The following is a 25,327-nucleotide window of genomic DNA, read 5'->3' as shown; positions in this document are numbered from 1 at the left end:
CTGTTGGTGCTTGTTAAAGCAGTGTTGGTGTTTTCAGTTGTGCCGCGCCCAAGGCTTTGCAATGACCCGGCAAGATTACTCCGAGCAGATGTTTACTGACCCGTCGCCTTCGCGATGATCTCCTTCGACACGTTCGCCGGCACTTCGGCGTACGAGTCGAACACCATGGAGTAGTTCGCCCGGCCTTGGGTCTTGGACCTCAGGTCGCCGACGTAGCCGAACATCTCCGACAGCGGCACGTGCGCCTTGACGACGCGTGCACCGCTCCGCTCCTCCATGGCCTGAATCTGGCCACGGCGGGAGTTCAGGTCGCCGATCACATCGCCCATGTAATCCTCGGGCGTGGTGACCTCGACGGCCATGATCGGTTCGAGAATCACCGGTTGTGCTTGCGCGGCAGCCTTTTTCAGGACCTGCGAACCGGCGATCTTGAACGCCATCTCCGAGGAGTCCACCTCGTGGAAGGCGCCATCGAGCAGGGTGACCTTCAGGTTCACCAGCGGGTAGCCGGCCAGCACGCCGTACTGCATCGCGTCCTGCGCGCCGGCGTCCACCGACGGGATGTACTCCCGCGGGATGCGGCCACCGGTGACCTTGTTCTCGAACTCGTAGGTGGCACCGTCCTCGCCGGTGAACGGCTCGAGGTTGATGATCACCTTCGCGAACTGACCCGAGCCACCCGTCTGCTTCTTGTGGGTGAACTCGACGTTGTTCGCGGCCCGCTTGATGGTCTCCTTATAGGCCACCTGCGGCTTGCCGACGTTGGCCTCGACCTTGAACTCGCGGCGCATGCGGTCCACCAGGATGTCGAGGTGGAGCTCGCCCATGCCGCCGATCACGGTCTGGCCGGTCTCCTGGTCCAGGTGCACCTTGAACGTCGGGTCCTCTTCGGCGAGCTTCTGGATCGAGAGGCTCAGCTTCTCCTGGTCGCTCTTGGTCTTCGGCTCGATGGCCACCTCGATGACCGGGTCGGGGAAGGTCATCGACTCCAGCACGACCTGGTCGTTGGGGTCGCTCAGGGTGTCACCGGTGGTGGTGTCCTTCAGACCGATCACCGCGTAGATGTGACCGGCCGAGGCGGTCTCCACCGGGTTCTCCTTATTGGAGTGCATCTGGAACAGCTTGCCCAGCCGCTCCTTCTTGCCCTTGGTGGAGTTGATGACCTGGCTGCCGGAGTCGACCTTGCCCGAGTACACCCGGACGTAGGTCAGCTTGCCGAAGAACGGGTGGGTGGCGACCTTGAACGCCAGCGCGGAGAACGGCTCGTCGGTCGACGGCTTGCGGACGACCTCGACGTCTTCCTTGCCCGGCGCGTGGCCGACGGCCGGGGGCACGTCCAACGGCGAGGGCAGGTAGTCGATGACCGCGTCCAGCATCGGCTGCACGCCCTTGTTCTTGAACGCGCTGCCGCACAGCACCGGGTAGGCCTCCGAGCTGATGGTCAGCTTGCGGATGGCGCCCTTGATCTCCTCGACGGTGAGTTCCTCGCCGCCCAGGTACTTCTCCAGCAGCGCCTCGTCCGTCTCGGCGACGGCCTCGAGCAGCTTGGTGCGGTACTCGTCGGCCTTCTCCTGCAGGTCGGCCGGGATGTCGACGACGTCGTACTTCTCGCCGAGCTTCGCCTCCGCGCTCCACACCTTGGCCTTCATCTCGACCAGGTCGACGACGCCCTCGAAGTCGCCCTCGGAGCCGACGGGCAGCTGGATCGGGATGACGTTGGCGCCCAGCCGGTCCTCCATGGTCTTCACCGAGAAGTAGAAGTCGGCGCCGATCTTGTCCATCTTGTTGACGAAGCAGATCCGCGGGACGTCGTACTTGTCGGCCTGCCGCCACACCTGCTCGGACTGCGGCTCGACGCCCTCCTTGCCGTCGAAGACGGCGACGGCGCCATCGAGCACGCGCAGGCTGCGCTCCACCTCGACGGTGAAGTCGACGTGGCCGGGGGTGTCGATGATGTTGATCTGGTTGTCGTTCCAGAAGCAGGTGGTGGCCGCGGAGGTGATGGTGATCCCCCGCTCCTGCTCCTGCTCCATCCAGTCCATGGTGGCGGCGCCGTCGTGCACCTCACCGATCTTGTAGCTGATACCGGTGTAGTAGAGGATGCGCTCGGTCGTCGTCGTCTTGCCGGCGTCGATGTGCGCCATGATGCCGATGTTGCGGACCTTGGTCAGGTCGGTCAGCACGTCCTTCTGTGCCACAGAAGTCTTCCCACTCTTTCGATTGCTTGGTTCGCTGTCTTGTTTGCGCCGGCTCCGTCGCCGGCTAGATCACCAGCGATAGTGCGCGAAGGCGCGGTTGGCCTCGGCCATCTTGTGGGTGTCCTCACGCCGCTTGACGGCGGCACCCAGGCCGTTGCTGGCGTCCAGGATCTCGTTGGCCAGCCGCTCGACCATGGTCTTCTCGCGACGCTGCTTGGAGAAGCTGACCAGCCAACGCAGGGCCAGCGTCACCGAGCGGTCCGGTCGCACCTCGACCGGAACCTGATACGTCGCACCACCCACGCGGCGGCTGCGCACCTCGAGGGAGGGCTTGACGTTGTCCATGGCGCGCTTGAGAGTGATCACCGGGTCGGTGCCGGTCTTCTCACGGGCATTCTCGAGCGCACCATAAACAATGCGTTCGGCCAGCGATTTCTTCCCGTCCAGCAAAACTTTGTTGACGAGCTGGGTGACCAGCTGCGACCCGTAGACCGGGTCGTTGACCAATGGACGCTTAGGCGCGGGCCCCTTGCGCGGCATCAGCTCTTCTCCTTCTTGGCGCCGTAACGGCTGCGAGCCTGCTTGCGGTTCTTGACACCCTGGGTGTCGAGCGAACCGCGGATGATCTTGTACCGCACGCCGGGCAGGTCCTTGACTCGGCCACCACGCACCAGCACCATCGAGTGCTCCTGCAGGTTGTGGCCCTCACCCGGGATGTAGGCGGTGACCTCGACCTGACTCGTCAGCTTCACGCGCGCGACCTTCCGAAGGGCCGAGTTCGGCTTCTTCGGGGTGGTGGTGTACACGCGGGTGCACACGCCACGGCGCTGCGGACTGCCCTTGAGGGCCGCGGTCTTGACCTTGGCGATCTTGTCGCGGCGACCCTTGCGGACCAGCTGCTGAATCGTTGGCATCTAGGAGGCTTTCTGTGTTCGTGTCGGGCGTCTTTTAGCTGTTCTCAAGTCTTCGTACTGCAGTTATGCCCGTCCGCACTACCCCGCGGCCGGGTGTGTCGCACGCGCCGCGCACCGGAATGAAGATCCGATGCATCGTGGACATGCGAATTTGCCCGGCATCCACTTCCTTACGGTTAGGCGCCGTAAGCCGCCAGGCACGAGCCTCCACAATACCCGCCGCCCGTCTTGCAGGTCAAAGCGGCGGTTAACCTATCGCGCCGCCGTGCGCGACGCGCCGCTCCAGGCCCGCCGCCAGCCGCAACACCATGTCGGAGAACAGTGCGTCGGTGTCGATGTCGTCCATCACGCCGGTCATCTCCAGCAACACGAAGCCGTGCAGCGCCGACCAGAACTCCAGCGCGGCGTAAAAGGCCTCGTCGCCGTCGAGGCCGTAGGAGGACAGCACCGCGATCACCGGCGCGGCCGCGCCGCGGGTCGCCGCCGTGTACTCGGGGTCGTCGCCGCCCAGCGGCATCCGGGTGAACGCCGAGTACCGGCCCGGGTGGTGATGGGCGTAGCTGCGGTAGGCCCCCGCCATCACCAGCACCGCGTCGTCGCGGGCCCGGCCCTCGCCGACCCGGTTCAGCATCGTGATGATGTCGTCGATGACGCGGATCCGCACCGCGCGGCGCAGGTCCTCCAGGCTGTCCACGTGGTTGTACAGCGACGGCCCCTTGGTGCCGAGCTGCGTCGCCAGCGCGTTGATGGTCAGGGCGTCCCAGCCCTCACGGTCCAAGAAGGTGAGCGCGCCGTCGATGATGCCGTCGCGGCTCAGCTTGGCCGGGCGCGATCCCGTCCTCGCCGTGCGCGGGCGCCCGGCCGCCGGCGTGTCCGGCTGAGCTGCCATGGCGGGCCCTTCGCTAGCGATGATCCGGGTGATTAACTAATGACTCTAGTTGACGCCGGGCCTGAAACTATTTCAGCCATGGCCGGATGGACGTAATCTCATCAAGCAGATCCACCCGTCACGGAGGGGGCCGCAGTGAACTGGACTACCGTCGCCGGGTCGCTGGCTACCTGTGTCGTCACCGTCGCCGCGAGCCCAGCCCCCGTAGCGCAGGCCAAGAACGGCGACACCCACATCACCGGGCAGGGCATCGAGCAGACGCTGGATTGCAACGACGCCACCCTGCTCGTGAACGGCTCCTTCAACAACATCACCGCGCTCGGCAACTGCTACGCGGTGACGGTGATGGGCTCGTCCAACACGGTCGTCGCCGACTCGGTATCGCACGACATCACCGTCTACGGCTACAACCAGACGGTCTTCTACCACAACGGCGCGCCGGTCCTCTGGGACCGCGGGCGCGAACTGGGCATGACCAACCGGCTCCAGCAGGTGCCCGGCTGAGCCCGACACCGCATCCAACCGAGGGGAATCGAGGAACATTGTCTGCCCACGTCTTTGACCGCCCCTGGCGGCTGACCGCGTGCGCCGCGGCGCCGGCCGTCGCGGCGATGTTGATTGCCGGCTGCAGTTCGACGGCCAATCCGCCCTCGGGTTCCACCACGACAACGAAGAGCAGCGCGACGACCACGAGCGCGGCGGCGCCCACGACGGGATCGAGCGGCGCCAGCACCACCGCGTCGGTCGAGATCGGCAACACGCTCAACTACGGATCGATGGGCACCACCGCGACGCTCGACTGCGCCAGTGGCAAGTCGCTGAACGTGGGCGGTTCGGACAACACCCTCACCGTCACCGGCAGCTGCGCGACGGTGACCATCGGCGGGGCGAGCAACAAGATCACCCTGGACAAGGTCGACACCCGGATCAGCGTGGTGGGCTTCAACAACACCGTCACCTACAAGGACGGTGAGCCCAAGGTCGACAATCTGGGTTCGGGCAACAAGATCACCAAGGGCGGCTGACGACAGTCGTTCGCCCGCACGGGCGTTCGCCGGTGAGGTGAGCGTTCCCGTTGCGGCACAACCGCTTGGGGTGCTGTCGACCCAGCCCGGGCATATGATGATCCCGGCAGAACGGAACCCAGCCATGTTCACCAGGACCACCAACCGCGCCGGCGCGGCGATCGTGGTGCTGGTCGGCGTCGCCATGCTGCCCCACGGCTCGGCGGCGGCCGACCCCAACCCCGACGATCAGTTCCTGGCGCTGCTCGACCAAAAGGGAATCCCCGCCCTCGACAACATCCCCAGCCTCATTGGCACGGCCCATCGGATCTGCCGACAACTCGACGGTGGCATGCCGGTGGACGGTGTGGTCGACGACATGAGGCAACGGGCCTTCAAAGCCAACTCGCCCGACGGCCAGTACCCTGCCGACCGCGTCGCCCGCACGATCGCCCGATTCATCTCTGCGTCGGTCGAGGCCTATTGCCCGAACAATCAGGCGAAGATCGCTTCGCTGCAGGGCGTGGCCAATTGCGTGCCCGGCCCGAGCGAACCGACGGTGCACACGGTCAGCGTTCGGCTGGCGGCCGGACCGTTTCCTTCCGGGGAGACCGCGCAGCCGGACCCGCCGCAGCTTCCGCCGCCACCCGCCCCGACGGCCCAGATCCTGGCGCCGCCCCCGCCGGTAGCGCCACCGTCTCCGCGGCAACAGGCGCCGGCACCGGCGCAAGAGCCGCAACCTGGACCGACCGTGGCTCCCGCGCCGGGGGGCCCTCCCGGCGGTGGCGGCGCCACGCCGCCCGCGCCGCCCACGCCGCCCGGCAGGGTGCGGCTGGCGCCGTAGGACGCCGGTCAGCCCGCGGCCGCGCCGTGCCGGCCCGCACCCGCCGCGAACCGCCCGGCCCCCTCGTTCGCCTCGGCGGCGACGCGGGAGATGCTGGCGAACTCGAAGTCGATCGCCTCGGATTCCGTTGCCCCCCATTGGTGTAACGCCGAAAGGCGGTCGGACCGCAGGCACTGCTGGGGCAGCGCGGCCAGCTGGGCCGCCAGTTCCTCCGCCGCCTGCCGCGCCTGGCCGGTGGGCACGACGCGGTTGGCCAACCCCATCGCGAGCGCTTCGTCGGCCCTGACGCCGCGGCCGGTGAGGATCATGTCCATCGCCCGGCTGTGCCCGATCAGCCGCGGCAGCCGCACGGTGCCGCCGTCGATCAGCGGCACGCCCCAGCGGCGGCAGAACACGCCGAACACGGCGTCCTGCTCGGCCACCCGCAGGTCGCACCAGACCGCCAACTCCAGCCCGCCTGCGACGGCGTAGCCGCTCACCGCGGCGATCACGGGTTTGGACAACACCATTCGCGTCGGCCCCATCGGTCCCGGCCCCGTCCGGTGCACGGCATTGGCCTCGGGTGTGGCGAAGGCCTTCAAATCTGCCCCGGCGCAGAAGGTTCCGCCGTCGCCCCACAACACGGCGACCGACGCGGTGTCGTCGCGGTCGAACTCGTCGAACGCCGCATACAACGCGGCGGCGGTGGGACCGTTGACCGCGTTGCGCGCCGACGGCCGGTTCAGGATCACCGTCGTCACGGGGCCATTGCGCTCGACACGTACCGGATCGTTCATTTTGCCTCCGCAAATAGGGGTTCCCGCCGCTCGAGCAGCTCGGTGGCGAAGTCGTGGTATGCCGCCCGAAGGCGCGCGCCGGGCCAGTCGGCCGGCAGCAGTTCGTCGGGCAGCACCGGGTCGGTGAGCAGGTGGCGCACCGTCGCCGCCGCCACCACGAACCGGCCGGGAATGTCCGGTGCGGCGGCCATCTCGTCGAGCAGCCGGCGGCCGGCCCGGGCCCAACCCGGCAGGTCCCACAGCTGGGCGGCCAGCTCGGCGGCGTTGTCGTCGCGGGCCCGCAGGACCCGCACCCGGGCGTCGATCTCGGGGTCCAGCTCGAGCTCGAGGTTGTCGGGTCGCATCCACACGCCTTCGCGCAGTTCGCCGAAGCGCTTGCCGTGCATGGCCGTTCGCAGCGCCGCGCGGGTGCGCGCGTCGCCGCCCACGCTGGTGACGATGAGCGTGACCCACTCCCCGCTCCAGGGGCGCACCCGCGGGTCGATGGCGTCGTCCTGGCGCCGCTGCCGGGCCAGCAGGCGATCCGACAGCCGGTAGCCGTCGGCCGAGCGGATCAAGTCGCCGGCGCCGACCATGCGGGTCAGCGCCACCCGCAGCGTCGTCTCCTTGATGCCGAAATCGGCCGTCAGGCGGACCAATTCGCTGGCGCGGGCGTGCGCCGGGTGGGCCCCCAGCAGCACACTGAGCACCACCGACCGGGCCGTCATGGTGGCCATGGGCTACACCTGCGACGCGCGGCGGCCGTGGTCGCCGAAGGGTTCGTCGCGATGCCGGACCGCCTCGCGAAAGCCGTGTTCGGTCGCGTCGGCGACGAAGGCGTGCCCCTCCGGCGTGTGCCGGGCGACGCCGTCGAACACCGTGCTGACCATCCGGCTGGTGGCCACACCCTGTTGCAGCAGAGCCGAATTCAGCGCGAGCTTCACCATGATCAGCTGGTTGACGGGCACCGCGGCGATCCGTTGCACCAGCCGCTCGGTGCGCTCGTCGAGGTCGGCCGGGTCCGGCGCCTCGACTGCCAGCCCCCATTCCGCGGCTTGCGCGCCGGTGATGCAATCGCCGGTGAACAGCAGGCGCTTGGCGCGCTGGTCGCCGAGCCGGTGCGCCCACAGCCCCGCCGCCGGGACGCCCCACACCCGCGTCGGCGGGTAGCCGATCTTGGCGTCGGCGGCGGCGATCACCTGGTCGGCGTGCAGCGCGATGTCGGTGCCGCCGGCCACGCAGTAGCCGTGGATCTTGACCACCGTCGGCTTGTCGGCGTGCATCAGGCTGGAGAAGCCGCGGACGAACCGGCTCATCATCTGGTAGTCGATCATCGGGTCCCACGGCTGATCGGGTAAGTGGTTGACCGCCTGGGTTTTTCCGCTGAGCACGGTGCCCGCATAGCCGCCCGTCCCGCCCGCCGAGCCGGTGCGATCGGCGTAGGCGCTCAGGTCGAAGCCCGCGCAGAAGCCCTCGCCGCGACCGGACACCAGGATGACGTGCACGGCTGGATCCAGGTCGGCGCGCTCCACCAGCGCCGAGAGCTCCAGCGGCGTGTCCGCGACGATCGCGTTGCCCTTCTCCGGCCGGTTGAACGTGATCCGGGCAACCCGGTCGGTGACCTCATAGGTCATCGTCTTCAGGTTGTCGAAGTCGACCGGCCTGATCGCGTGAGTCACCCCTTGACCAACGCTCGCTCGAGGATCGGCGCAAGGTCCAGCCCGGCGGGCATGGTCCCATAGGCCCCGCCCCATTGATGGTCGATGCGGGTGGTCAGGAATGCCTCGGCGACCGCGGGGTGACCGTGTCGCACCAGCAGCGACCCCTGCAGCGCCAGGCTGATGTCCTCGGCGACCTTGCGGGCGCGCTGCGCGATGGTGTCCAGGTCGGCCAGGTCGCTGCGCAACCGCTCGACGTGCGCGCCCAGCCGCGGGTCCGCGCCCGCACTCTCGGCCAGTTCGGCGAACAGCACCTCGACGCATTCCGGGCGAGTTGCCATGGCGCGCAACGTGTCCAGCGCACTGACGTTGCCCGAGCCCTCCCAGATGCCCATCAGCGGCGCCTCACGGAACAGCCGCGGCATGCCCGAGTCCTCGACGTAACCGTTGCCGCCCAGGCATTCCAGCGCCTCGGCGGCGTGCGGTGTGGCGCGTTTGCAGACCCAGTACTTGCTGGCGGCCAGGCCGATGCGGCGCAGCAGCGCCTCCCGGTCGTCGCCGCGGAGCGCCTTGTCCGTGGCCCCGGCCATCCGCATCGCGACGATGGTCGCGGCCTCGGCCTCGACGGCCAGGTCGGCCAGCACGTTACGCATCAGCGGCTGGTCGATGAGGTAGGCGCCGAACGCCTTTCGGTGCTGGGCGTGGTGGATGGCGCGGGTCAGGCCGGTGCGCATGCTGGTGGCGCTGCCCAGGGTGCAGTCCAGCCGGGTGAGGTTGACCATCTCGATGATGGTCGGGACGCCACGGCCCTCCTCGCCCACCAACCACGCTGTCGCACCGTCATATTCGACCTCGCTGGAGGCGTTGGCGTGGTTGCCGAGCTTGTCCTTGAGCCGCTGCAAGAACATCCGGTTACGGGTGCCGTCCGGCAGCACCCGCGGCAGCAGGAAGCAGGACAGGCCGCCCGGGGCCTGCGCCAGGACCAAGAAGATGTCACACATCGGCGCGGAGGTGAACCACTTGTGGCCGGTCAGGCTGTAGCTGCCGTCACCGTTGGGGGTCGCCTGCGTGGTTCCGGCGCGCACGTCGGAGCCGCCCTGCTTCTCGGTCATCGACATGCCGGCGGTGATGCCGCGCTTGGTGGTGGCCGGCTTGAGCTCGGGATCGTATTCGCGGCTGGTCAGCAGCGGTTCGTAGATCGCCGCGAGTTCGGGGCTGTAGCGCAGGGCGGGGACGACGGCGTAGGTCATCGAGATCGGGCAGGTGTGGCCGGGCTCGACATTCCAGACCGACATCTTGGCGGCCCGCACCACGTGAGCGCCCGGCCGCTCGTCGGCCCACGGCGCGGCGTGGATGCCGTTGGCGATCGCCGTCCGCATCAGCTCGTGATAGGCCGGGTCGTATTCCACCTCGTCGACCCGGTGACCGTATTTGTCGTGGGTGTGCAGGATGGGCCGGTTGCGGTCGGCGAGCTCGCCCCACCGCTGGGCTTCGCGGCCGCCGGCGATCGCGCCGACCTGGTTCACCTCCTCCAGGCCCCACTCCCCACCCTCGCGGATCAGGGCCTCGGCGAGGACCGCCGAGGTCGCGGGGTTGTAGTTCTCCAGCGGTGGGACCTGGTTGGTGACGACATGCGTATCCGACATGCCCCTCATGTTACATTTTTGCGACAGCCGCACAAGAGGTGTAACAGAACGTCACCGCGGGTGTGCGCTGAAGAAGTCCCACAGCGTCCGGGTGGCGAACGGGGGCCATTCGTGGCCGCCCTGATCGATCGTAATCAGCGTGACGCCGCGGTTGCCCGAGCATCCCGCCGTCAGCGTGGTGATCGGGCCGTCGGTGGTGGTGGCGGTATTGCCACACTGATCGACGTTGCGCCAGAACGTGTTCACGCTCGGCACCGACGGGCCGTTGATGACGCTGAACCCCTGCCCGCCCGCGTAGGGCACGAGCCGATCCGCCGTGCCGTGGATGTGCATGATCGACGCCGGGCGCGGGCTCGGGCAGCCGGTCAGCTGGGTGCCCGCGACCGGACCGATCGCGGCGAAGATGTCGGTGGCGCACGCCAGCGTGTAGGACATGATGCCCCCGTTGCTCATGCCGGTGACGTACACCCGGGCCGGGTCGGTGCCGACGTTCCTGGCGATGTCGGCGACGGCCGCGCGGATGAAGGCGACGTCGTCGACGCCCTCGCGTCCCGGCCGCCCACAGCAGCCCTCACCGTCGACGTTCCAGGCTCTTTCCAGCCCATCCGGGTAGGCGACCACGAACTTGGCCGAATCGGCCAATTCGTCCCAGCCGTAATCCCTTTCGACCTGCCGGGCGCTCCCGGAGTAGCCGTGCAGCACGACGACGAGCGCAGCGGACGCCGGCGCCCCGGCGGGCTCGTAGAGCCGGTAGCTGCGGTCGTGCCCGCCCGCGTTGATGTGGTGCAGGCTGGTGCCCTTGACGAAGCCCGAGGGCGGCGCCGGCGAACAGCCCGCGATCAGGAGGACCACCCCGAGAAGGGTTGCGAGCCTGCCGAACACGGGCCGCGACTCAGCCGCTGGTTTTTTCCCGCAGGAACGCGATGTCGTCCTTGCGGCCCTCGTCGGCGGTCTCGCAGATCACCGGCGCGTCGGCGGCCTTGACCACCGCGACGAGCAGTTCGGGGTCGATCTGGCCGGTGCCGAAGTTGGCGTGCCGGTCGGCGCCCGAGCCTGCCGCATCCCTCGAGTCGTTGCAGTGCACCAGGTCGATGCGTCCGGTCAGCGCCCTGATCCGGTCGACCGCGTCGATCAGCGCCTCACCCGCGGCCCACGCGTGGCAGGTGTCCAGGCAGAAGCCAATCCCTTTGTCGCCGATGTGATCCCACAGCCTGCCGATGGTGTCGAAATAGCGCGCCATCGCGTGGTCTCCGCCGGCGGTGTTCTCCAGGTACACCGGCACGTCGGTTTCGAGGTAGTCCAGCGCCTTGACCCACCGCTCGAAGCCGGCCTCCATGTCGTCATCGTCGGCGTGGCCGCCGTGCACGATGACGGCCGTCGCGTTGATCTCGGCGGCCGCGTCGCAGGTGTCCTGCAGGATCTTGCGCGACGGGATGCGGATGCGGTTGTTCGCCGATGCCACGTTGATGAGGTACGGCGCGTGGACGTAGAGCGGGACGGCCGACGCCTTGAGCGTGCCGGCGTCGTCGCGGGGCTTCGGCTTCTTCCAGCTCTGCGGGTTGCCGAGGAAGAACTGCACCACGTCGGCGCCGTCCGCCTGCGCGGCGGCCAGCGGGTCGTCGTTGTGAACGTGTGAACCGATGAGCACGGGGGCCAGTGTAGTGCGGCGAGCGGATACGCCCGCGAATGTGCGGCTGGCCGCACACTCGGGCCCGAACGTGCGGCTGGCCGCACACTCGCGGCAGGAGAACACCCCGCGCATGAAAAAGCCCCGGGCGAACCCGGGGCTTTCCCAATTCCGAACTAGCGGTAGTCGGAGTACCCGTAATCGTCCAGCGGCACCGCGGCGCCGGTGGCCTGGCCGAAGTCCGGGCTGTAGTACTGATCCTCGTAGGACGGGATCGTGTACGCGGCGGCCCGGGCCTCCTCGGTCGGCTGCACCTGGATGTTGCGGTAGCGGTTGATACCGGTACCCGCCGGGATCAGCTTTCCGATGATCACGTTCTCCTTCAGACCGTTGAGCTTGTCGCTGCGGCAGTTGATCGCCGCATCGGTCAGCACTCGCGTGGTCTCCTGGAACGACGCCGCACTCAGCCACGAGTCCGTGGCCAGCGACGCCTTCGTGATACCCATCAGCACCGGGCGACCGGCGGCGGGCTCGCCGCCCTCGGCCACCACCCGACGGTTCTCCGCCTCGAACTCCGCGCGGTCGATCAGCGAGCCGGGCAGGAACTCCGTCGCACCCGAGTCGATGATGGTGACGCGGCGCAGCATCTGGCGGACGATCACCTCGATGTGCTTGTCGTGGATCGACACACCCTGGGCACGGTAGACCTCCTGGACCTCGCGGACCAGGTGGATCTGCACCTCACGGGGGCCCTGCACGCGCAGCACCTCGTGCGGGTCGGCCGAGCCCTCCATCAGCTGCTGGCCCACCTCGACGTGGTCGCCGTCGGACAGCACCCGCTCCGAGCCGTCGTCGTGCTTGAACACCCGCAGCCGCTGGCGCTTGGAGAGCTTGTCGTACACGACCTCCTCGCTCCCGTCGTCGGGAACGATGGTGATCTTGTAGAAGCGCTCGCCCTCCTCCAGCTGCACCCGCCCGGTGAGGTCGGCGATCGGGGCCTTGCCGCGTGGGACGCGGGCCTCGAACAGCTCCTGGACCCGGGGCAGACCGCCGGTGATGTCCTCACCGACACCACCCTGGTGGAAGGTACGCATGGTCAGCTGCGTGCCGGGCTCACCGATGGACTGGGCCGCGACGATACCGACCGCCTCTCCGATGTCGACCAGCTTGCCGGTCGCCATCGAACGGCCGTAGCAGGTCGCGCACACGCCGGTGCCCGTGGTGCAGGTCAGCACCGAGCGCACCTTGACCTGCGTGATGCCGGCCGCCAGCAGGGCGTCGATCTCCGGGTCGCCCAGGTCCTCGCCGCGCGCGACGACGACGTTGCCGGCCTCGTCGACCGCGTCGGTACCCAAAGTCCGCGCGTACGCCGAGGTTTCGATGTACGGGTCGCGGATCAGGGTGCCGTCGGCCTGACGCTCGGCGAGCTCGACGATGATGCCGCGCTCGGTCTCGCAGTCGTGCTCGCGGACGATGACGTCCTGGCTCACGTCCACCAGACGGCGGGTCAGGTAACCCGAGTCGGCGGTGCGCAACGCGGTGTCCGCCAGGCCCTTTCGAGCGCCGTGCGTGTTGATGAAGTACTCCAGCACGGTCAGGCCCTCGCGGAACGACGACTTGACCGGACGCGGGATGAACTCACCCTTCGGGTTGGTCACCAGGCCCTTCATGCCGGCCAGCGTTCGGGTCTGGGTGAAGTTACCCGTGGCACCCGAGTCGACGATCGTGATGATCGGGTTGTCGCTGGGGTAGTGCTCCCGCAGCGCCTGACCGACCTCGTCGGTGGCTTCCTTCCAGATCTCCACCAGTGCCTCGTTGCGCTCGTCGTGGTTCAAAGCGCCTCGCTGGAACTGCTTTTCGACCTTCTCGGCCCGCTCCTCGTACTGGTCGAGGATCTCCTTCTTGCGCGGCGGAACCAGCACGTCGGCCATCGACACGGTGACACCGCTGCGGGTGGCCCAGTAGAAGCCGGCGTCCTTGAGCTTGTCGACGGTCTGCGCGACGACGATCATCGGGTAGCGCTCGGCCAGGTCGTTGATGATCGCGGCCTGCACCTTCTTGTGCATCTGCTTGTTCACGAACGGGTAGCCCACCGGCAGCAGCTCGTTGAACAGCACCCGGCCCAGCGTGGTCTCGGCCATCCAGGCGTCGCCCGGCTGCCAGCCGTTGGCACCGAACAGCTCGGCCTCGATCTCGGCGGGCGGACGCAACTGCGTCAGCCGCACCTTGATCTTGGCCCGCACCGACAGCACACCGCGGTCGGCGGCCATGATCGCCTCGGCCGGCGAGGAGTACACGCCCACCTCCGGCTGATCCTTTGCGGCGGCCTGGAATTCGCCCTTGTCACCGTCGACCTCGGTGGTCAGGTAGTACAGCCCGGTCACCATGTCCAGACGCGGCATGGCCAGCGGGCGGCCCGACGCCGGCGACAGGATGTTGTTCGAGGACAGCATCAGGATGCGGGCCTCGGCCTGCGCCTCCGCGCTCAGCGGCAGGTGCACGGCCATCTGGTCACCGTCGAAGTCGGCGTTGAACGCCTCACACACCAGCGGGTGCAGCTGAATCGCCTTGCCCTCCACCAGCATCGGCTCGAAGGCCTGGATGCCCAGCCGGTGCAGGGTGGGTGCGCGGTTCAGCAAGACCGGGTGCTCGGCGATGACCTCTTCGAGGACGTCCCACACCTGGGGACGCTGCCGCTCCACCATGCGCTTGGCGCTCTTGATGTTCTGCGCGTGGTTGAGGTCGACCAGCCGCTTCATCACGAACGGCTTGAACAGCTCGAGGGCCATCAGCTTGGGCAGGCCGCACTGGTGCAGCTTGAGCTGCGGGCCGACCACGATGACCGAACGGCCCGAGTAGTCGACGCGCTTACCGAGCAGGTTCTGACGGAACCGGCCCTGCTTGCCCTTCAACAGGTCCGACAGCGACTTCAGCGGGCGGTTGCCCGGCCCGGTGACCGGGCGGCCGCGGCGGCCGTTGTCGAACAGCGCGTCCACCGACTCCTGCAGCATCCGCTTCTCGTTGTTGACGATGATCTCGGGCGCGCCGAGGTCGATCAGCCTCTTGAGGCGGTTGTTGCGGTTGATGACCCGGCGGTACAGGTCGTTCAGGTCGCTGGTGGCGAACCGGCCACCGTCCAGCTGCACCATCGGGCGCAGCTCCGGCGGGATCACCGGGACGGCGTCGAGCACCATGCCCATCGGCGAGTTGCCCGACTGCTGGAAGGCGGCGACCACCTTGAGACGCTTAAGGGCGCGAAGCTTCTTCTGCCCCTTGCCGTTTCGGATGACGTCGCGCAGCGAGTCGGCCTCGGCGTCGATGTCGAAGTTCTCGATCAGCTTCTGGATCGACTCCGCACCCATGGCGCCGGTGAAGTACTCGCCGTAGCGGTCGACGAGCTCGCGGTAGAGGTTCTCGTCGACGATCAGCTGCTTGGGGGCCAGCTTGGTGAACGTGCTCCAGATGTCCTCCAGCCGGTCCAGCTCGCGCTGGGCACGGTCGCGGAGCTGGCGCATCTCGCGCTCGCCGCCGTCGCGCACCTTGCGCCGCGCGTCGGCCTTGGCGCCCTCGGCCTCCAGCTCGGCCAGGTCGGCCTCCAGCTTCTGCGCGCGGGCCTCCAGGTCGGCGTCGCGCTGGTCCTCAACGGCCTTGCGCTCCACCATCATTTCGGCCTCGAGCGTGGACAGCTCGTTGTGCCGCATCTCGTCGTCGACCGACGTGATCACGTACGCCGCGAAGTAGATGATCTTCTCGAGATCCTTCGGGGCGAGGTCGAGCAGGTAGCCCAACCGCGAAGGCACACCCTTGAAGTACCAGATGTGCGTGACCGGCGCGGCCAACTCGATGTGACCCATCCGCTCGCGGCGCACCTTGGCGCGGGTCACCTCGACGCCGCAGCGCTCACAGATGATGCCCTTGAAGCGGACGCGCTTGTACTTGCCGCAGTAGCACTCCCAGTCGCGAGTCGGTCCGAAGATCTTCTCGCAGAACAGGCCGTCCTTCTCCGGCTTCAGCGTGCGGTAGTTGATCGTCTCCGGCTTCTTGACCTCGCCGTAAGACCATTGCCTGATGTCCTCCGCGGTGGCCAGGCCGATGCGGAGTTCATCGAAGAAGTTGACGTCGAGCACGTAACTCCCTTTCCCCTTGCGGGTTTAGTAACTAAAAGTGATTAAGCCAGGTCCTCGACGGACGCGGATTCGTTGCGGGACAAGTTGATTCCCAAGTTGGCCGCGGCCCGCTCGAGATCCTCGTCCTCGCCCTCGCGCAGTTCGATCGCCGCGCCGTCCGACGAGAGCACCTCGACGTTCAGGCAGAGCGACTGCAGCTCCTTGAGCAACACCTTGAACGACTCGGGGATGCCCGGCTCGGGGATGTTCTCGCCCTTGACGATCGCCTCGTACACCTTGACCCGGCCGACCGTGTCGTCGGACTTGATGGTCAACAGCTCCTGCAGCGTGTACGCCGCGCCGTAGGCCTGCATGGCCCAGCACTCCATCTCACCGAACCGCTGGCCACCGAACTGCGCCTTACCACCCAGCGGCTGCTGGGTGATCATCGAGTACGGGCCGGTGGAGCGGGCGTGGATCTTGTCGTCCACCAGGTGGTGCAGCTTCATGATGTACATGAAGCCAACCGTCACCGGGTACGGGAACGGCTCACCGCTGCGGCCGTCGAAGAGCACCGCCTTGCCGTCGCCGTCGACCATCACCTCGTTGTCCCGGTTCGGCAGCGTGCAGGACAGCAGTCCCTGCAGCTCCGCCTCCCGGGCGCCGTCGAACACCGGCGTCGAGACGATCGCGTTCGGCTCCGCGCTCTGCAGCTCCTTGGGCAGGTTGGCGGCCCAGTCGGGCGAACCCTCGATGTTCCAGCCGGACTTGGCCACCCACCCGAGGTGGGTCTCCAGGATCTGGCCGATGTTCATCCGTCGCGGCACGCCGTGCGTGTTCAGGATGATGTCCACCGGGGTGCCGTCCGGCAGGAACGGCATGTCCTCGACGGGCAGGATCTTGCCGATCACGCCCTTGTTGCCGTGCCGGCCGGCGAGCTTGTCACCGTCGGAGATCTTGCGCTTCTGGGCCACGTAGACGCGGACCAGCTCGTTGACACCGGCGGGCAGCTCGTCGTCGTCCTCGCGGGAGAACACCCGGATGCCGATGACCTTGCCGGACTCGCCGTGCGGCACCTTCAGCGAGGTGTCGCGGACCTCACGGGCCTTCTCACCGAAGATCGCCCGCAGCAGCCGCTCCTCCGGGGTCAGCTCGGTCTCCCCCTTCGGGGTGACCTTGCCGACCAAGATGTCGCCGTCGCGCACCTCGGCGCCGATGCGGACGATGCCGCGCTCGTCGAGGTCGGCGAGCACCTCGTCGGAGACGTTCGGGATGTCCCGGGTGATCTCCTCGGCGCCCAGCTTGGTGTCGCGGGCGTCGATCTCGTGCTCCTCGATGTGGATCGAGGTGAGCACGTCCTCTTCAACCAGGCGGTTGGACAGGATGATCGCGTCCTCGTAGTTGTGACCCTCCCACGGCATGATCGCCACCAGCAGGTTCTTGCCCAGCGCCATCTCACCGTTCTCGGTGCACGGGCCGTCGGCGATGACCTGGCCGGCCTCGACCCGGTCCCCGGCGTCCACGATCGGCGACTGGTTGGCGCAGGTGCCGTGGTTGGAGCGCTCGAACTTACGCATCCGGTAGGTGTGCCGGGTGCCGTCGTCGGCCATCACGGTGATGTAGTCGGCGGAGACCTCCTCGATCACCCCGGCCTTGTCCGCGACGACGACGTCGCCGGCGTCGATCGCGGCGCGCAGCTCCATCCCGGTGCCCACCAGCGGCGCCTCGCTGCGCACTAGCGGAACCGCCTGGCGCTGCATGTTGGCGCCCATCAGGGCACGGTTGGCGTCGTCGTGCTCGAGGAACGGGATCATGGCCGTGGCCACCGACACCATCTGGCGCGGCGACACGTCCATGTAGTCCACCTCGGACGACGGCACGTACTCGACCTCGCCAGCCTTCCGGCGGACCAGGACGCGCGACTCCTCGAACCGGCCCTTCGCGTCGATCGGCGAGTTGGCCTGCGCCACCACGTGGCGGTCCTCCTCGTCGGCCGTCAGGTAGTGGATCTCGTCGGTGACCACACCGTCGACCACCTTGCGGTACGGCGTCTCGATGAACCCGAACGGGTTGACCCGGGCGTACACCGACAGCGAACCGATCAGGCCGATGTTCGGACCCTCCGGGGTCTCGATCGGGCACATCCGGCCGTAGTGCGACGGGTGCACGTCGCGGACCTCCAGCCCGGCCCGCTCACGGGACAGACCGCCGGGGCCCAGCGCCGACAGGCGGCGCTTGTGGGTCAGACCCGACAGCGGGTTGTTCTGGTCCATGAACTGGGAGAGCTGGCTGGTGCCGAAGAACTCCTTGATCGCGGCGACCACCGGCCGGATGTTGATCAGCGTCTGCGGCGTGATCGCCTCGACGTCCTGGGTCGTCATCCGCTCGCGGACGACGCGCTCCATCCGGGACATGCCGACCCGGATCTGGTTCTGGATCAACTCGCCGACCGTGCGCAGCCGCCGGTTGCCGAAGTGGTCGATGTCGTCGGTCTCCACCGGCACCTCGATGCCGCCGGGGACGGTCATGACCGCGGGCTGGCCATCCGTACGGGCGTGGTGCAGGCGCACCAGGTACTCGATGGTGGCGACCACGTCTTCCTCGGTCAGCGTCGAGCTGGTGATCGGCTCGCCGGCGTGCAGGCCGAGCTTCTTGTTGACCTTGTAGCGGCCGACGCGGGCCAGGTCGTAGCGCTTCTCCTTGAAGAACAGGTTCTCCAGCAGGGTCTGCGCCGACTCCTTGGTCGGCGGCTCGCCCGGGCGCAGCTTGCGGTAGATGTCCAGCAGCGCCTCGTCGGTGCCGGCGGTGTTGTCCTTCTCCAGCGTGCCCATCATGATCTCGGAGAAGCCGAACCGCTCGTGGATCTGCTCGTTGGTCCAGCCCAGCGCCTTGAGCAGCACGGTGACGGGCTGGCGACGCTTGCGGTCGATGCGCACGCCGACGGTGTCGCGCTTGTCGACGTCGAACTCCAGCCACGCACCGCGGCTGGGGATCACCTTGACGCTGTGCAGCAGCTTCTCGGTGGACTTGTCGATGGTCTCGTCGAAGTACACGCCGGGCGAACGCACCAGCTGGCTGACGACCACGCGCTCGGTCCCGTTGATGATGAAGGTGCCCTTCTCGGTCATCATCGGGAAGTCACCCATGAACACCGTCTGGCTCTTGATCTCGCCGGTGTTGTTGTTGATGAACTCGGCCGTGACGAAGAGCGGGGCCGCGTACGTCATGTCCTTGTCTTTGCACTCGTCGACCGGCGCCTTGACCTCGTCGAAACGCGGGTCGGAGAACGACAGCGACATCGAGCCGGAGAAGTCCTCGATCGGCGAGAGCTCGTAGAGCACCTCTTCGAGCCCGCCCACCGGGCTGGGCTCGCCACGATCGGTGGCGGCCTGGCGCCAGCGCGGCGAGCCGATCAACCACTCGAAGGAGTCGATCTGCACGTCGAGCAGGCCGGGAACCTCGAGCGGTTCGCGGAGCTTGGCGAAGGAAACTCGGTTGGGCGCTCCGGGCACGGAGCCGTTTAGGGAACTTCCATTAGAGGAACTTGTTGGGCGATCCGTTTTGCTCTGGCGGGAATCAGCCAAGATGCATCCTTCCAGCACCTCGTGCGACTCACGAATACCGGAACCACCGGTGGCGTTCGCCGCGAATTGTGTCGGTTAGGCCGGCGAACGAACTGTCCGTATCTCACGCGCACGATTAAAGAACTAAGCCGCTAGGAGGGGCTCAGGCTTAGACCACGGTGTCAGGTGGCGGGTGAGGTGGGCAGGAGGTAGCCAGCGCAACGTCCAACAATAGCGCAGGGCGGCGCATTCCTCAACTGTCCAGCACAACACATCCAGGGACATCGGCGCTGGCTGGCATCTCGACTTTCCGCTGGATACATGCTGCCCAACAGACTGGCCCGTTTACGGCCCGTCGTCAAGAGGGCGGGCCGCCGAGTTAACGCGGAGTTTGCGCGAAAACTCGGGCCGGGCGCGCTAGTCGCCGACCTCGTGCGCCCGGTACTTGTGGGTGCCCTCCATGTCGTCGATGATCGCGGCCTGGGCCTTCTGCGGCAGGGTGTGCAGGATCTCGCGCACCCGCGCCTGGCGGCGGCCGACAGCCTTGCGCTCTGGCATCCCGGGCGACGCGACGATCTGCGGCGGCACGCCCTCGATCTCCTCCACACCGCCGGCGTGCTGACCGGCCTCGAGGGCGGCCTGCTCCTCGGCCATGGTGGCCTCGTCCTTCTCCTCGGACATGCCGATCGGGCCGATGCGGCGGCCGTTCAGGAACTGCCGCACGACCGGCTCGTCACTGGTCAGCAACACCTCGCGGGGGCCGAACATGACCAGCTTGCGCCGGAACAGCATGCCCATGTTGTCCGGCACGGTGCGGGCGATGTTGATGTTGTGCGTGACGATCAGGACGGTGGCGTCGATCTGGGCGTTGATGTCGAGGATCAGCTGGCTCAGGTAGGCGGTGCGGACCGGGTCCAGACCGGAGTCGGGCTCGTCGCAGAGGATGATCTGCGGGTCCATCACCAGGGCACGGGCCAGGCTGGCGCGCTTGCGCATACCGCCGGAGATCTCACCGGGGAACTTCTTCTCGTCGCCGCCGAGACCCACCATCTGCAGCTTCTCCATGACGATGTCACGGATTTCGCCTTCCTTCTTCTTGGTGTGCTCGCGCAGCGGGAAGGCGGCGTTGTCGAACAGGTTCATCGAACCGAACAGGGCACCGTCCTGGAACATGACGCCGAAGAGCGTGCGGATCTCGTAGAGCTCCTTGGCCGAACACTGCAGGATGTCGGTGCCGTCGATGACGACCGAGCCGCGCTCGGGGCGCAGCAGACCGATCAGGGACTTCAGGAACACCGATTTGCCGGTACCCGACGGGCCCAGCAGGACGCTGACCTCCCCGGCGGGGATCTCCAGGGTCACGTCTTCCCAAATTCTCGACGATCCGAAGGACTTGGTGAGGCCGTTCACCTCAATAGCGACACCCATGGGAGATCCTTCCGTCGACGCTCATGCCCGCCACCTGCCCTTTTGTGTGGCATGAGTCACTGTAGCGCACCCTTGCTGCGCGGCATCAGGGTTGCGTGGCACAGCCGGGAAAAATTGGCTGACCTGAGATCCGGCCGTCTCCGACGGCCGACGGACTATTCGACGCGCGTTAGCCAGTGGGCGCCCAGTTGCCGTGGAACCCCATCGGCACCCGCTGCGGCAGATGCACGGTGGCCACGGCCTCGAGCGTCCCCGCGTCCAGCAACACCAGCTGGCCCTCGTCGCGGCCGCGGTGGTAGCCGTAGCCCATCAGAACGCCGTCGTCCTCGGCTCCTTCTTTTTGGGCGGCGCCGGGGTTGGGCACAAAGGACATCTCGCCGAGCAAAAGGTCGGGATCCAGCGGCGCGACCTCGCGCGCGCCGGTCGCGTAGTCGTGCTTGTACAGCGCGGACGCGCCACCGGCGAAGTACGCCCCGACGGTGTAGCCGAACCGGTGCGGCGCGCCCAGCAGGTCCTCGTTGATGCGGGGAAACTCCTGCGGCTGGTCGTCGCGGCATTCGGTGGCCACGGCCCCGGTCGCCAGGTTGATGGTCCAGCGGTCCAGCGTGGGTGGGGTCTCGCCGGGACCGCGCCGGTCGCGATCGAACATCCGCTCGTAGCGCACCACGTCGAGCACCAAAACCTCGGCATCGCCCCGCATCTCGGAGTAGGCGTTGAGCGGGTGGTAGACGTAGCAGGGTTCGATGTCGAACCAGCGAATGTCCTTGTTGGCGCCCTCGCGTGGCATCACCCCGATGCGCGCCGGGTAATTCGGGTTCCAGGCATACGGCATCCGGTCGGAGTGCTTGGGGTTGCGGTTGGTCGCAACCGTGACCGGGCTCGGCAGCCGCACGCGCCCGATCAGCGACTGCATGGCCAGCCTGGCCGGCGCGCTCAGCCAGCGCGGCATGTGCACCGGCAACACCTGGATCGGGTCGAAGGTCACCGGCAGGTCGTAGATCACCACGTATTTGTCGGTCAGCGAGAAGTCGTGCATCATCGGCGACCCCGACACCTCGATGTCGACCGTGCGGCGGGCCCGCCCCGCGGTGTCGATCACCGAATACTGCACGGTCCGCCCGCGCGCGAATGAGTAAGAGACGGCGTGCAATTCGCCGGTGCGCGGGTCGCGGTGCGGGTGGGCGGTGTAGCCGCCGGCCAGGGTGCCGTCGAAGTCGCACGTCCCGATGGTGTCCAGCTCGTCGGTGAGTTCGTAGTTGGCCACCCCGCCCTCGACCAGCGCCAGGGTGCGCCCGGCGTGGGTGAGGGCGTTGGTGTTGGCGCCCAGCGAGAGCATGCCCGCGCGGGGGTCGAGCCGGCCCGGCGCCCGCTCACCCAGGGCGGCGCACAGCGACAGGCTGCGCACCCAGCGGTTGCGGTACCAGCGGGCCTTGCCGTCGCCCAGCGCGACCCCGTGCACCATCCCGTCGCCGCTGAACCAGTGATACGTGGCGGGGTCGACCTCTTCGGCGGGGTTGGGTCCGTTGCGCAGGTAGCGCCCGTCGAGGTGTTCCGGGATACGCCCGGTGACCGGCAGGTCGGTCGCGGTGACCTCGGCGGCCACCGGCGCCAGCAGGCCCTCGAGATAAGGGTTCCGGGCTTCGGCGGTTTGCGTGGACGTCATCTGCGAGCTCCTATAACATTGATATGACGTTGTTATAGGAACCGTACGCCGCCGATGGGAAGATGGCAACGATGACCGCAGAAGTTGCACAGCCGCAGCGCAACGTGCGCGACGAGATGCTGGCCGCCGCGGTCGACCTGCTGCACGAACACGGCCCGGACGCGTTGCAGACCCGCAAGATCGCCGGCGCGGCGGGAACCTCGACGATGGCGCTGTACACCCACTTCGGCGGGATGCGCGGGCTGATCGCCGAGGTGGCCGAGGAAGGCCTGCGCCAGTTCGACGCCGCGCTGACGGTGCCGCAGACCGCCGACCCGGTCGCGGACCTGTTCGCCACCGGCGCGGCCTACCGGCGCTACGCGATCGAGCACCCGCACATGTATCGGCTGATGTTCGGCAGCACCAGCGCGCACGGCATCAACGCGCCGGCGGGCAACGTCTTGGCGCTGACGGTCGCCGAGATCGAGCGGGACATCCCCAGCTTCGCCCACGTCGTGCGGGCGGTGCAGCGATCGATGCGGGCGGGCCGGATCACCGTCGGCACCGCCGACGACGACCTCGCGGTGGTCAGCACGGCGGCCCAGTTCTGGGCGCTGGTGCACGGGTTCGTCATGCTCGAGCTCGCCGGCTTCTACGGCGACGACGGCGCGGCGGTCGGCTCGGTGCTCGGCTCGATGAAGTCGAATCTGCTTGTCGCTCTGGGCGATTCACCCGAACGCGCGAAACGGTCCCTGCGGCCGGGATGAGCGCACGAAACCCCCGGAAGGTCGCTTCCGGGGGTTTCGTGACGTCGGGCTACTTGACGGTGACGGTGGCGCCGGCGGCCTCGAGCTTGGTCTTGGCCTCGTCGGCGGCCTCCTTGGCCACCTTCTCCAGCAGCGGCTTGGGCGCGCCGTCGACCAGGTCCTTGGCCTCCTTGAGGCCCAGGCCGGAGACGATCTCGCGGACCACCTTGATGACGCCGATCTTCTTGTCGCCGGCGGCCTCGAGGATGACGTCGAACTCGGACTGCTCCTCGGCGGCCTCGGCGGGCTCGCCACCGGCGGCCGGGCCGGCCGCGGCGACGGCGACCGGAGCGGCCGCGGTGACCTCGAAGGTCTCCTCGAACTTCTTGACGAAGTCGGAGAGCTCCAACAGGGTCATTTCCTTGAAGGCGTCGAGCAGGTCGTCGGTAGACATTTTCGCCATGGTGTGTGGGTCCTTCCTGGTTTGGGTTTGGGGTTATTCGGCTTCGGCCGGGGTCTCAGCAGATTCCGTGGGCGCTTCCGAAGCTGGTTCCGCGGCGGGCTCCGCCGCCTCGGGCGGGGCGGCCTCCGCGACCGGCTCGGCCGGGGCCGACGGGGCTTCCGAGGCCTTCTTTTCCTGCAGCGCGGCCGCCAGGCGGGCGACCTGCGAGGCCGGGGCGTTGAACAGGCCGGCGGCCCTGGCGAGGTTGCCCTTCATGGCGCCGGCCAGCTTGGCCAGCAGCACCTCGCGCGACTCCAGGTCGGCGATGCGCTCGACCTCGGCGACGGTCAGCGCGCGACCGTCCATGTAGCCACCCTTGATGACCAGCGCCTTGTTGTCCTTGGCGAAGGTCTTGATGGCCTTCGCGGCGTCGACCGGCTCGCCGGTGACGAACGCGATGGCGGTCGGCCCGGCGAACAATTCGTCGAGACCCTCGACGCCGGCCTCCGACGCCGCCCGCTTGATCAGCGTGTTCTTGGCGACCGAATAGGTGGCCGACCCGCTCAGCGAGCGGCGCAGCTGGGCCAGGTTGGCCACGGTCAGACCGCGGTACTCGGTGATCAGGGTGGCGGTCGCCTCCCTGAACTGCTCGGCGATGTCGGCGACGGCGGTGGCTTTGTCAGCCTTGGCCATGCGTACCTCCTGAAATGAAAGCCATGCGACGTGTCGTCTGTGATCACCCGAAAAACGACGAACGCCCCGGCGCAGGATGCGGCCGGGGCGTGAAAAACGCCGGCGCGTGCCGGCGCTGCTGCCTCGTCCTCCTGCGTGGGCCGCCGGGATGCTCCCGGACCTTCAACCGATTGCTCGGTGACCGACGGTCTTCGGTGGATCGGCAACCAGGATAGCCTGGCCGTCCCCCATCGGCCAAAACGGCGGCATTCGGCGGCGGCTCAGCCCAGACCGGCCAGCCGGGCCGCGCCCGCCCGGCCGGCCTGGCCGCCGAGCTCGGCGGGCACCACCCGCAGCCCGGCCACGAAGTCCAGCCGGGCGTACTCGGCCAGCTTCTCCCGCAACGGGTCGAAGAGCAGGCCGCCGGAGTTGGCGACCCCGCCCCCGATGACGACCAGGTCCAGGTCGCAGACCGCGCCGACCGAGGCGATCATCGCCGCCAACGCGGTGGCGCCCCGGCGGAACGCCCGGCCCGCCACCGCGTCCCCGGCCGCCGCCGCGGCGGCCAGCTCCCGCGCGCCCGCCGTCGGCGGCGGGGCGCCGCCGTTGGCCCGCGCCCAGCGCACCATCGACGGCCCGGACGCGATGGCTTCGACGCAGCCGCGGCCGCCGCACACGCAGGGCGGCCCGGCGTCCTCCACCACCACGTGCCCGACGTGACCGGCGTTGCCGGTGCGGCCGGTGTACGGGATTCCGCCGAGCACGAGCCCGCCGCCAACGCCGGTGGACACCACCATGCCCAGCATGAAGCCGGCGCCGCGACCCGCGCCGCGCCAGTGCTCGCCCAGCGCCATGCACAGGCCGTCGCCGCCGAGCCGCACGGGCACCCCCGGCACCGCGGCCGCGACGCGGTCGCGCAGCGGGAACCGTTGCCAGCCTTTGATATTGACCGGGCTGACGGTGCCGGCGGGCAGGTCGATGGGCCCGGCCGAGCCGATGCCCACCGCGGCCACGCCACCGTCGGCCGCTCGCAGCGCGTCGGCGATCGCCGCGTCGACCGCGGCCCACACCTGTTCGGCCGCGCCGCCGCTCGGCGTGGGCCGGATGACCGTGTGCACCAGCGCGCCCGCCGGGTCGGCGAGGCCGGCGGCGATCTTGGTGCCGCCGATGTCCAGGCAGAGGGTGAGCATCGC

At 68.2% G+C, this 25,327-nt stretch carries 21 protein-coding genes; 4 read left to right on the top strand and 17 right to left on the bottom strand.

What is annotated here, in order from left to right; translation table 11 throughout:
• Positions 1-92: 92 nt before the first annotated feature.
• The 4 genes from fusA to A5730_RS17425 all read right to left on the bottom strand — a co-directional run bounded on the left by fusA (position 93) and on the right by A5730_RS17425 (position 4,001).
• The gene (gene fusA / locus A5730_RS17440) at positions 93-2,198 is read right to left on the bottom strand and encodes an elongation factor G (RefSeq protein ID WP_082946878.1); all 2,106 of its coding nucleotides are present in this window, start codon (positions 2,196-2,198) and stop codon (positions 93-95) included.
• Positions 2,199-2,267: 69 nt separating this feature from the next.
• Positions 2,268-2,738 (bottom strand): 30S ribosomal protein S7, encoded by a 471-nt coding sequence (rpsG, locus tag A5730_RS17435; RefSeq protein WP_007767793.1) that lies wholly within the window; start codon positions 2,736-2,738, stop codon positions 2,268-2,270.
• Positions 2,738-3,112: a 30S ribosomal protein S12 gene (gene rpsL / locus A5730_RS17430; protein ID WP_007167812.1), complete on the bottom strand. Its 375-nt coding sequence runs from the start codon at positions 3,110-3,112 to the stop codon at positions 2,738-2,740. The genes rpsG and rpsL overlap by 1 nt, the downstream gene beginning before the upstream one ends.
• Before the next feature lie 247 nt (positions 3,113-3,359).
• Complete coding sequence (locus tag A5730_RS17425) at positions 3,360-4,001, bottom strand: TetR/AcrR family transcriptional regulator (RefSeq protein ID WP_067902920.1); 642 nt, start codon at positions 3,999-4,001, stop codon at positions 3,360-3,362.
• 135 nt (positions 4,002-4,136) lie between these two features.
• On the opposite strand from A5730_RS17425, the gene A5730_RS17420 reads away from it, so the two are divergent.
• The 3 genes from A5730_RS17420 to A5730_RS17410 all read left to right on the top strand — a co-directional run bounded on the left by A5730_RS17420 (position 4,137) and on the right by A5730_RS17410 (position 5,849).
• The gene (locus tag A5730_RS17420; RefSeq protein WP_067902917.1) at positions 4,137-4,505 is read left to right on the top strand and encodes a DUF3060 domain-containing protein; all 369 of its coding nucleotides are present in this window, start codon (positions 4,137-4,139) and stop codon (positions 4,503-4,505) included.
• Positions 4,506-4,612: 107 nt separating this feature from the next.
• Positions 4,613-5,026, top strand: a complete 414-nt coding sequence (locus tag A5730_RS17415) for a DUF3060 domain-containing protein (protein ID WP_082459992.1) — start codon at positions 4,613-4,615, stop codon at positions 5,024-5,026.
• A 124-nt stretch (positions 5,027-5,150) separates the two neighbouring features.
• Entirely contained in the window at positions 5,151-5,849 is a 699-nt protein-coding gene (locus A5730_RS17410) for a DUF732 domain-containing protein (RefSeq protein WP_067902910.1), read from the top strand.
• An 8-nt stretch (positions 5,850-5,857) separates the two neighbouring features.
• Here A5730_RS17410 and A5730_RS17405 read toward each other — a convergent pair whose 3' ends face one another.
• The 10 genes from A5730_RS17405 to A5730_RS17360 all read right to left on the bottom strand — a co-directional run bounded on the left by A5730_RS17405 (position 5,858) and on the right by A5730_RS17360 (position 22,295).
• A complete protein-coding gene (locus A5730_RS17405) occupies positions 5,858-6,625 on the bottom strand; it encodes a crotonase/enoyl-CoA hydratase family protein (RefSeq protein WP_067902907.1) in 768 nt (255 codons plus the stop codon).
• The gene (locus A5730_RS17400; protein ID WP_067902904.1) at positions 6,622-7,341 is read right to left on the bottom strand and encodes a PaaX family transcriptional regulator C-terminal domain-containing protein; all 720 of its coding nucleotides are present in this window, start codon (positions 7,339-7,341) and stop codon (positions 6,622-6,624) included. Before A5730_RS17400 ends, A5730_RS17405 begins: the two co-directional genes overlap by 4 nt.
• A gap of 3 nt (positions 7,342-7,344) precedes the next feature.
• A complete protein-coding gene (locus tag A5730_RS17395; protein ID WP_067902901.1) occupies positions 7,345-8,283 on the bottom strand; it encodes a crotonase/enoyl-CoA hydratase family protein in 939 nt (312 codons plus the stop codon).
• Positions 8,280-9,908 (bottom strand): acyl-CoA dehydrogenase family protein, encoded by a 1,629-nt coding sequence (locus tag A5730_RS17390; RefSeq protein ID WP_067902898.1) that lies wholly within the window; start codon positions 9,906-9,908, stop codon positions 8,280-8,282. The genes A5730_RS17395 and A5730_RS17390 overlap by 4 nt, the downstream gene beginning before the upstream one ends.
• Positions 9,909-9,959: 51 nt before the next feature.
• On the bottom strand, positions 9,960-10,790 hold the full coding sequence (locus A5730_RS17385) for a PHB depolymerase family esterase (RefSeq protein ID WP_067902896.1): 831 nt from the start codon (positions 10,788-10,790) through the stop codon (positions 9,960-9,962).
• A 10-nt stretch (positions 10,791-10,800) separates the two neighbouring features.
• Positions 10,801-11,556, bottom strand: coding sequence for a deoxyribonuclease IV (locus tag A5730_RS17380; protein ID WP_067902893.1), 756 nt, complete (start codon positions 11,554-11,556; stop codon positions 10,801-10,803).
• A 155-nt stretch (positions 11,557-11,711) separates the two neighbouring features.
• Positions 11,712-15,662 carry a DNA-directed RNA polymerase subunit beta' gene (locus A5730_RS17375; protein ID WP_067902890.1) on the bottom strand — a complete coding sequence of 1,317 codons (3,951 nt, stop codon included), beginning with the start codon at positions 15,660-15,662 and terminating at the stop codon, positions 11,712-11,714.
• Positions 15,663-15,703: 41 nt separating this feature from the next.
• The gene (locus A5730_RS17370; RefSeq protein ID WP_156745850.1) at positions 15,704-19,225 is read right to left on the bottom strand and encodes a DNA-directed RNA polymerase subunit beta; all 3,522 of its coding nucleotides are present in this window, start codon (positions 19,223-19,225) and stop codon (positions 15,704-15,706) included.
• Between the two features lie 396 nt (positions 19,226-19,621).
• Positions 19,622-20,632 carry an ABC transporter ATP-binding protein gene (locus tag A5730_RS17365; protein WP_055401248.1) on the bottom strand — a complete coding sequence of 337 codons (1,011 nt, stop codon included), beginning with the start codon at positions 20,630-20,632 and terminating at the stop codon, positions 19,622-19,624.
• 169 nt (positions 20,633-20,801) lie between these two features.
• The gene (locus A5730_RS17360) at positions 20,802-22,295 is read right to left on the bottom strand and encodes a carotenoid oxygenase family protein (protein WP_067902885.1); all 1,494 of its coding nucleotides are present in this window, start codon (positions 22,293-22,295) and stop codon (positions 20,802-20,804) included.
• 71 nt (positions 22,296-22,366) lie between these two features.
• Here A5730_RS17360 and A5730_RS17355 point away from each other — a divergent pair, with 71 nt between their 5' ends.
• Positions 22,367-23,041 carry a TetR/AcrR family transcriptional regulator gene (locus A5730_RS17355; RefSeq protein WP_067903164.1) on the top strand — a complete coding sequence of 225 codons (675 nt, stop codon included), beginning with the start codon at positions 22,367-22,369 and terminating at the stop codon, positions 23,039-23,041.
• Positions 23,042-23,090: 49 nt separating this feature from the next.
• On the opposite strand, the gene rplL is transcribed toward A5730_RS17355, so the two are convergent.
• The 3 genes from rplL to A5730_RS17340 form a co-directional block, all read right to left on the bottom strand.
• Positions 23,091-23,483: a 50S ribosomal protein L7/L12 gene (gene rplL / locus A5730_RS17350; RefSeq protein WP_067902882.1), complete on the bottom strand. Its 393-nt coding sequence runs from the start codon at positions 23,481-23,483 to the stop codon at positions 23,091-23,093.
• Positions 23,484-23,516: 33 nt separating this feature from the next.
• On the bottom strand, positions 23,517-24,155 hold the full coding sequence (rplJ, locus tag A5730_RS17345; protein WP_067902880.1) for a 50S ribosomal protein L10: 639 nt from the start codon (positions 24,153-24,155) through the stop codon (positions 23,517-23,519).
• Positions 24,156-24,415: 260 nt separating this feature from the next.
• Positions 24,416-25,324, bottom strand: coding sequence for an ROK family protein (locus tag A5730_RS17340; protein ID WP_067902877.1), 909 nt, complete (start codon positions 25,322-25,324; stop codon positions 24,416-24,418).
• Between the last annotated feature and the right edge of the window lie 3 nt (positions 25,325-25,327).

The sequence above is a fragment of the Mycobacterium sp. ACS4054 genome (assembly GCF_001667275.1).
In the GTDB taxonomy this organism is placed as follows: Bacteria; Actinomycetota; Actinomycetes; order Mycobacteriales; family Mycobacteriaceae; genus Mycobacterium.
This window is presented reverse-complemented; position numbering and strand designations above follow the sequence as displayed.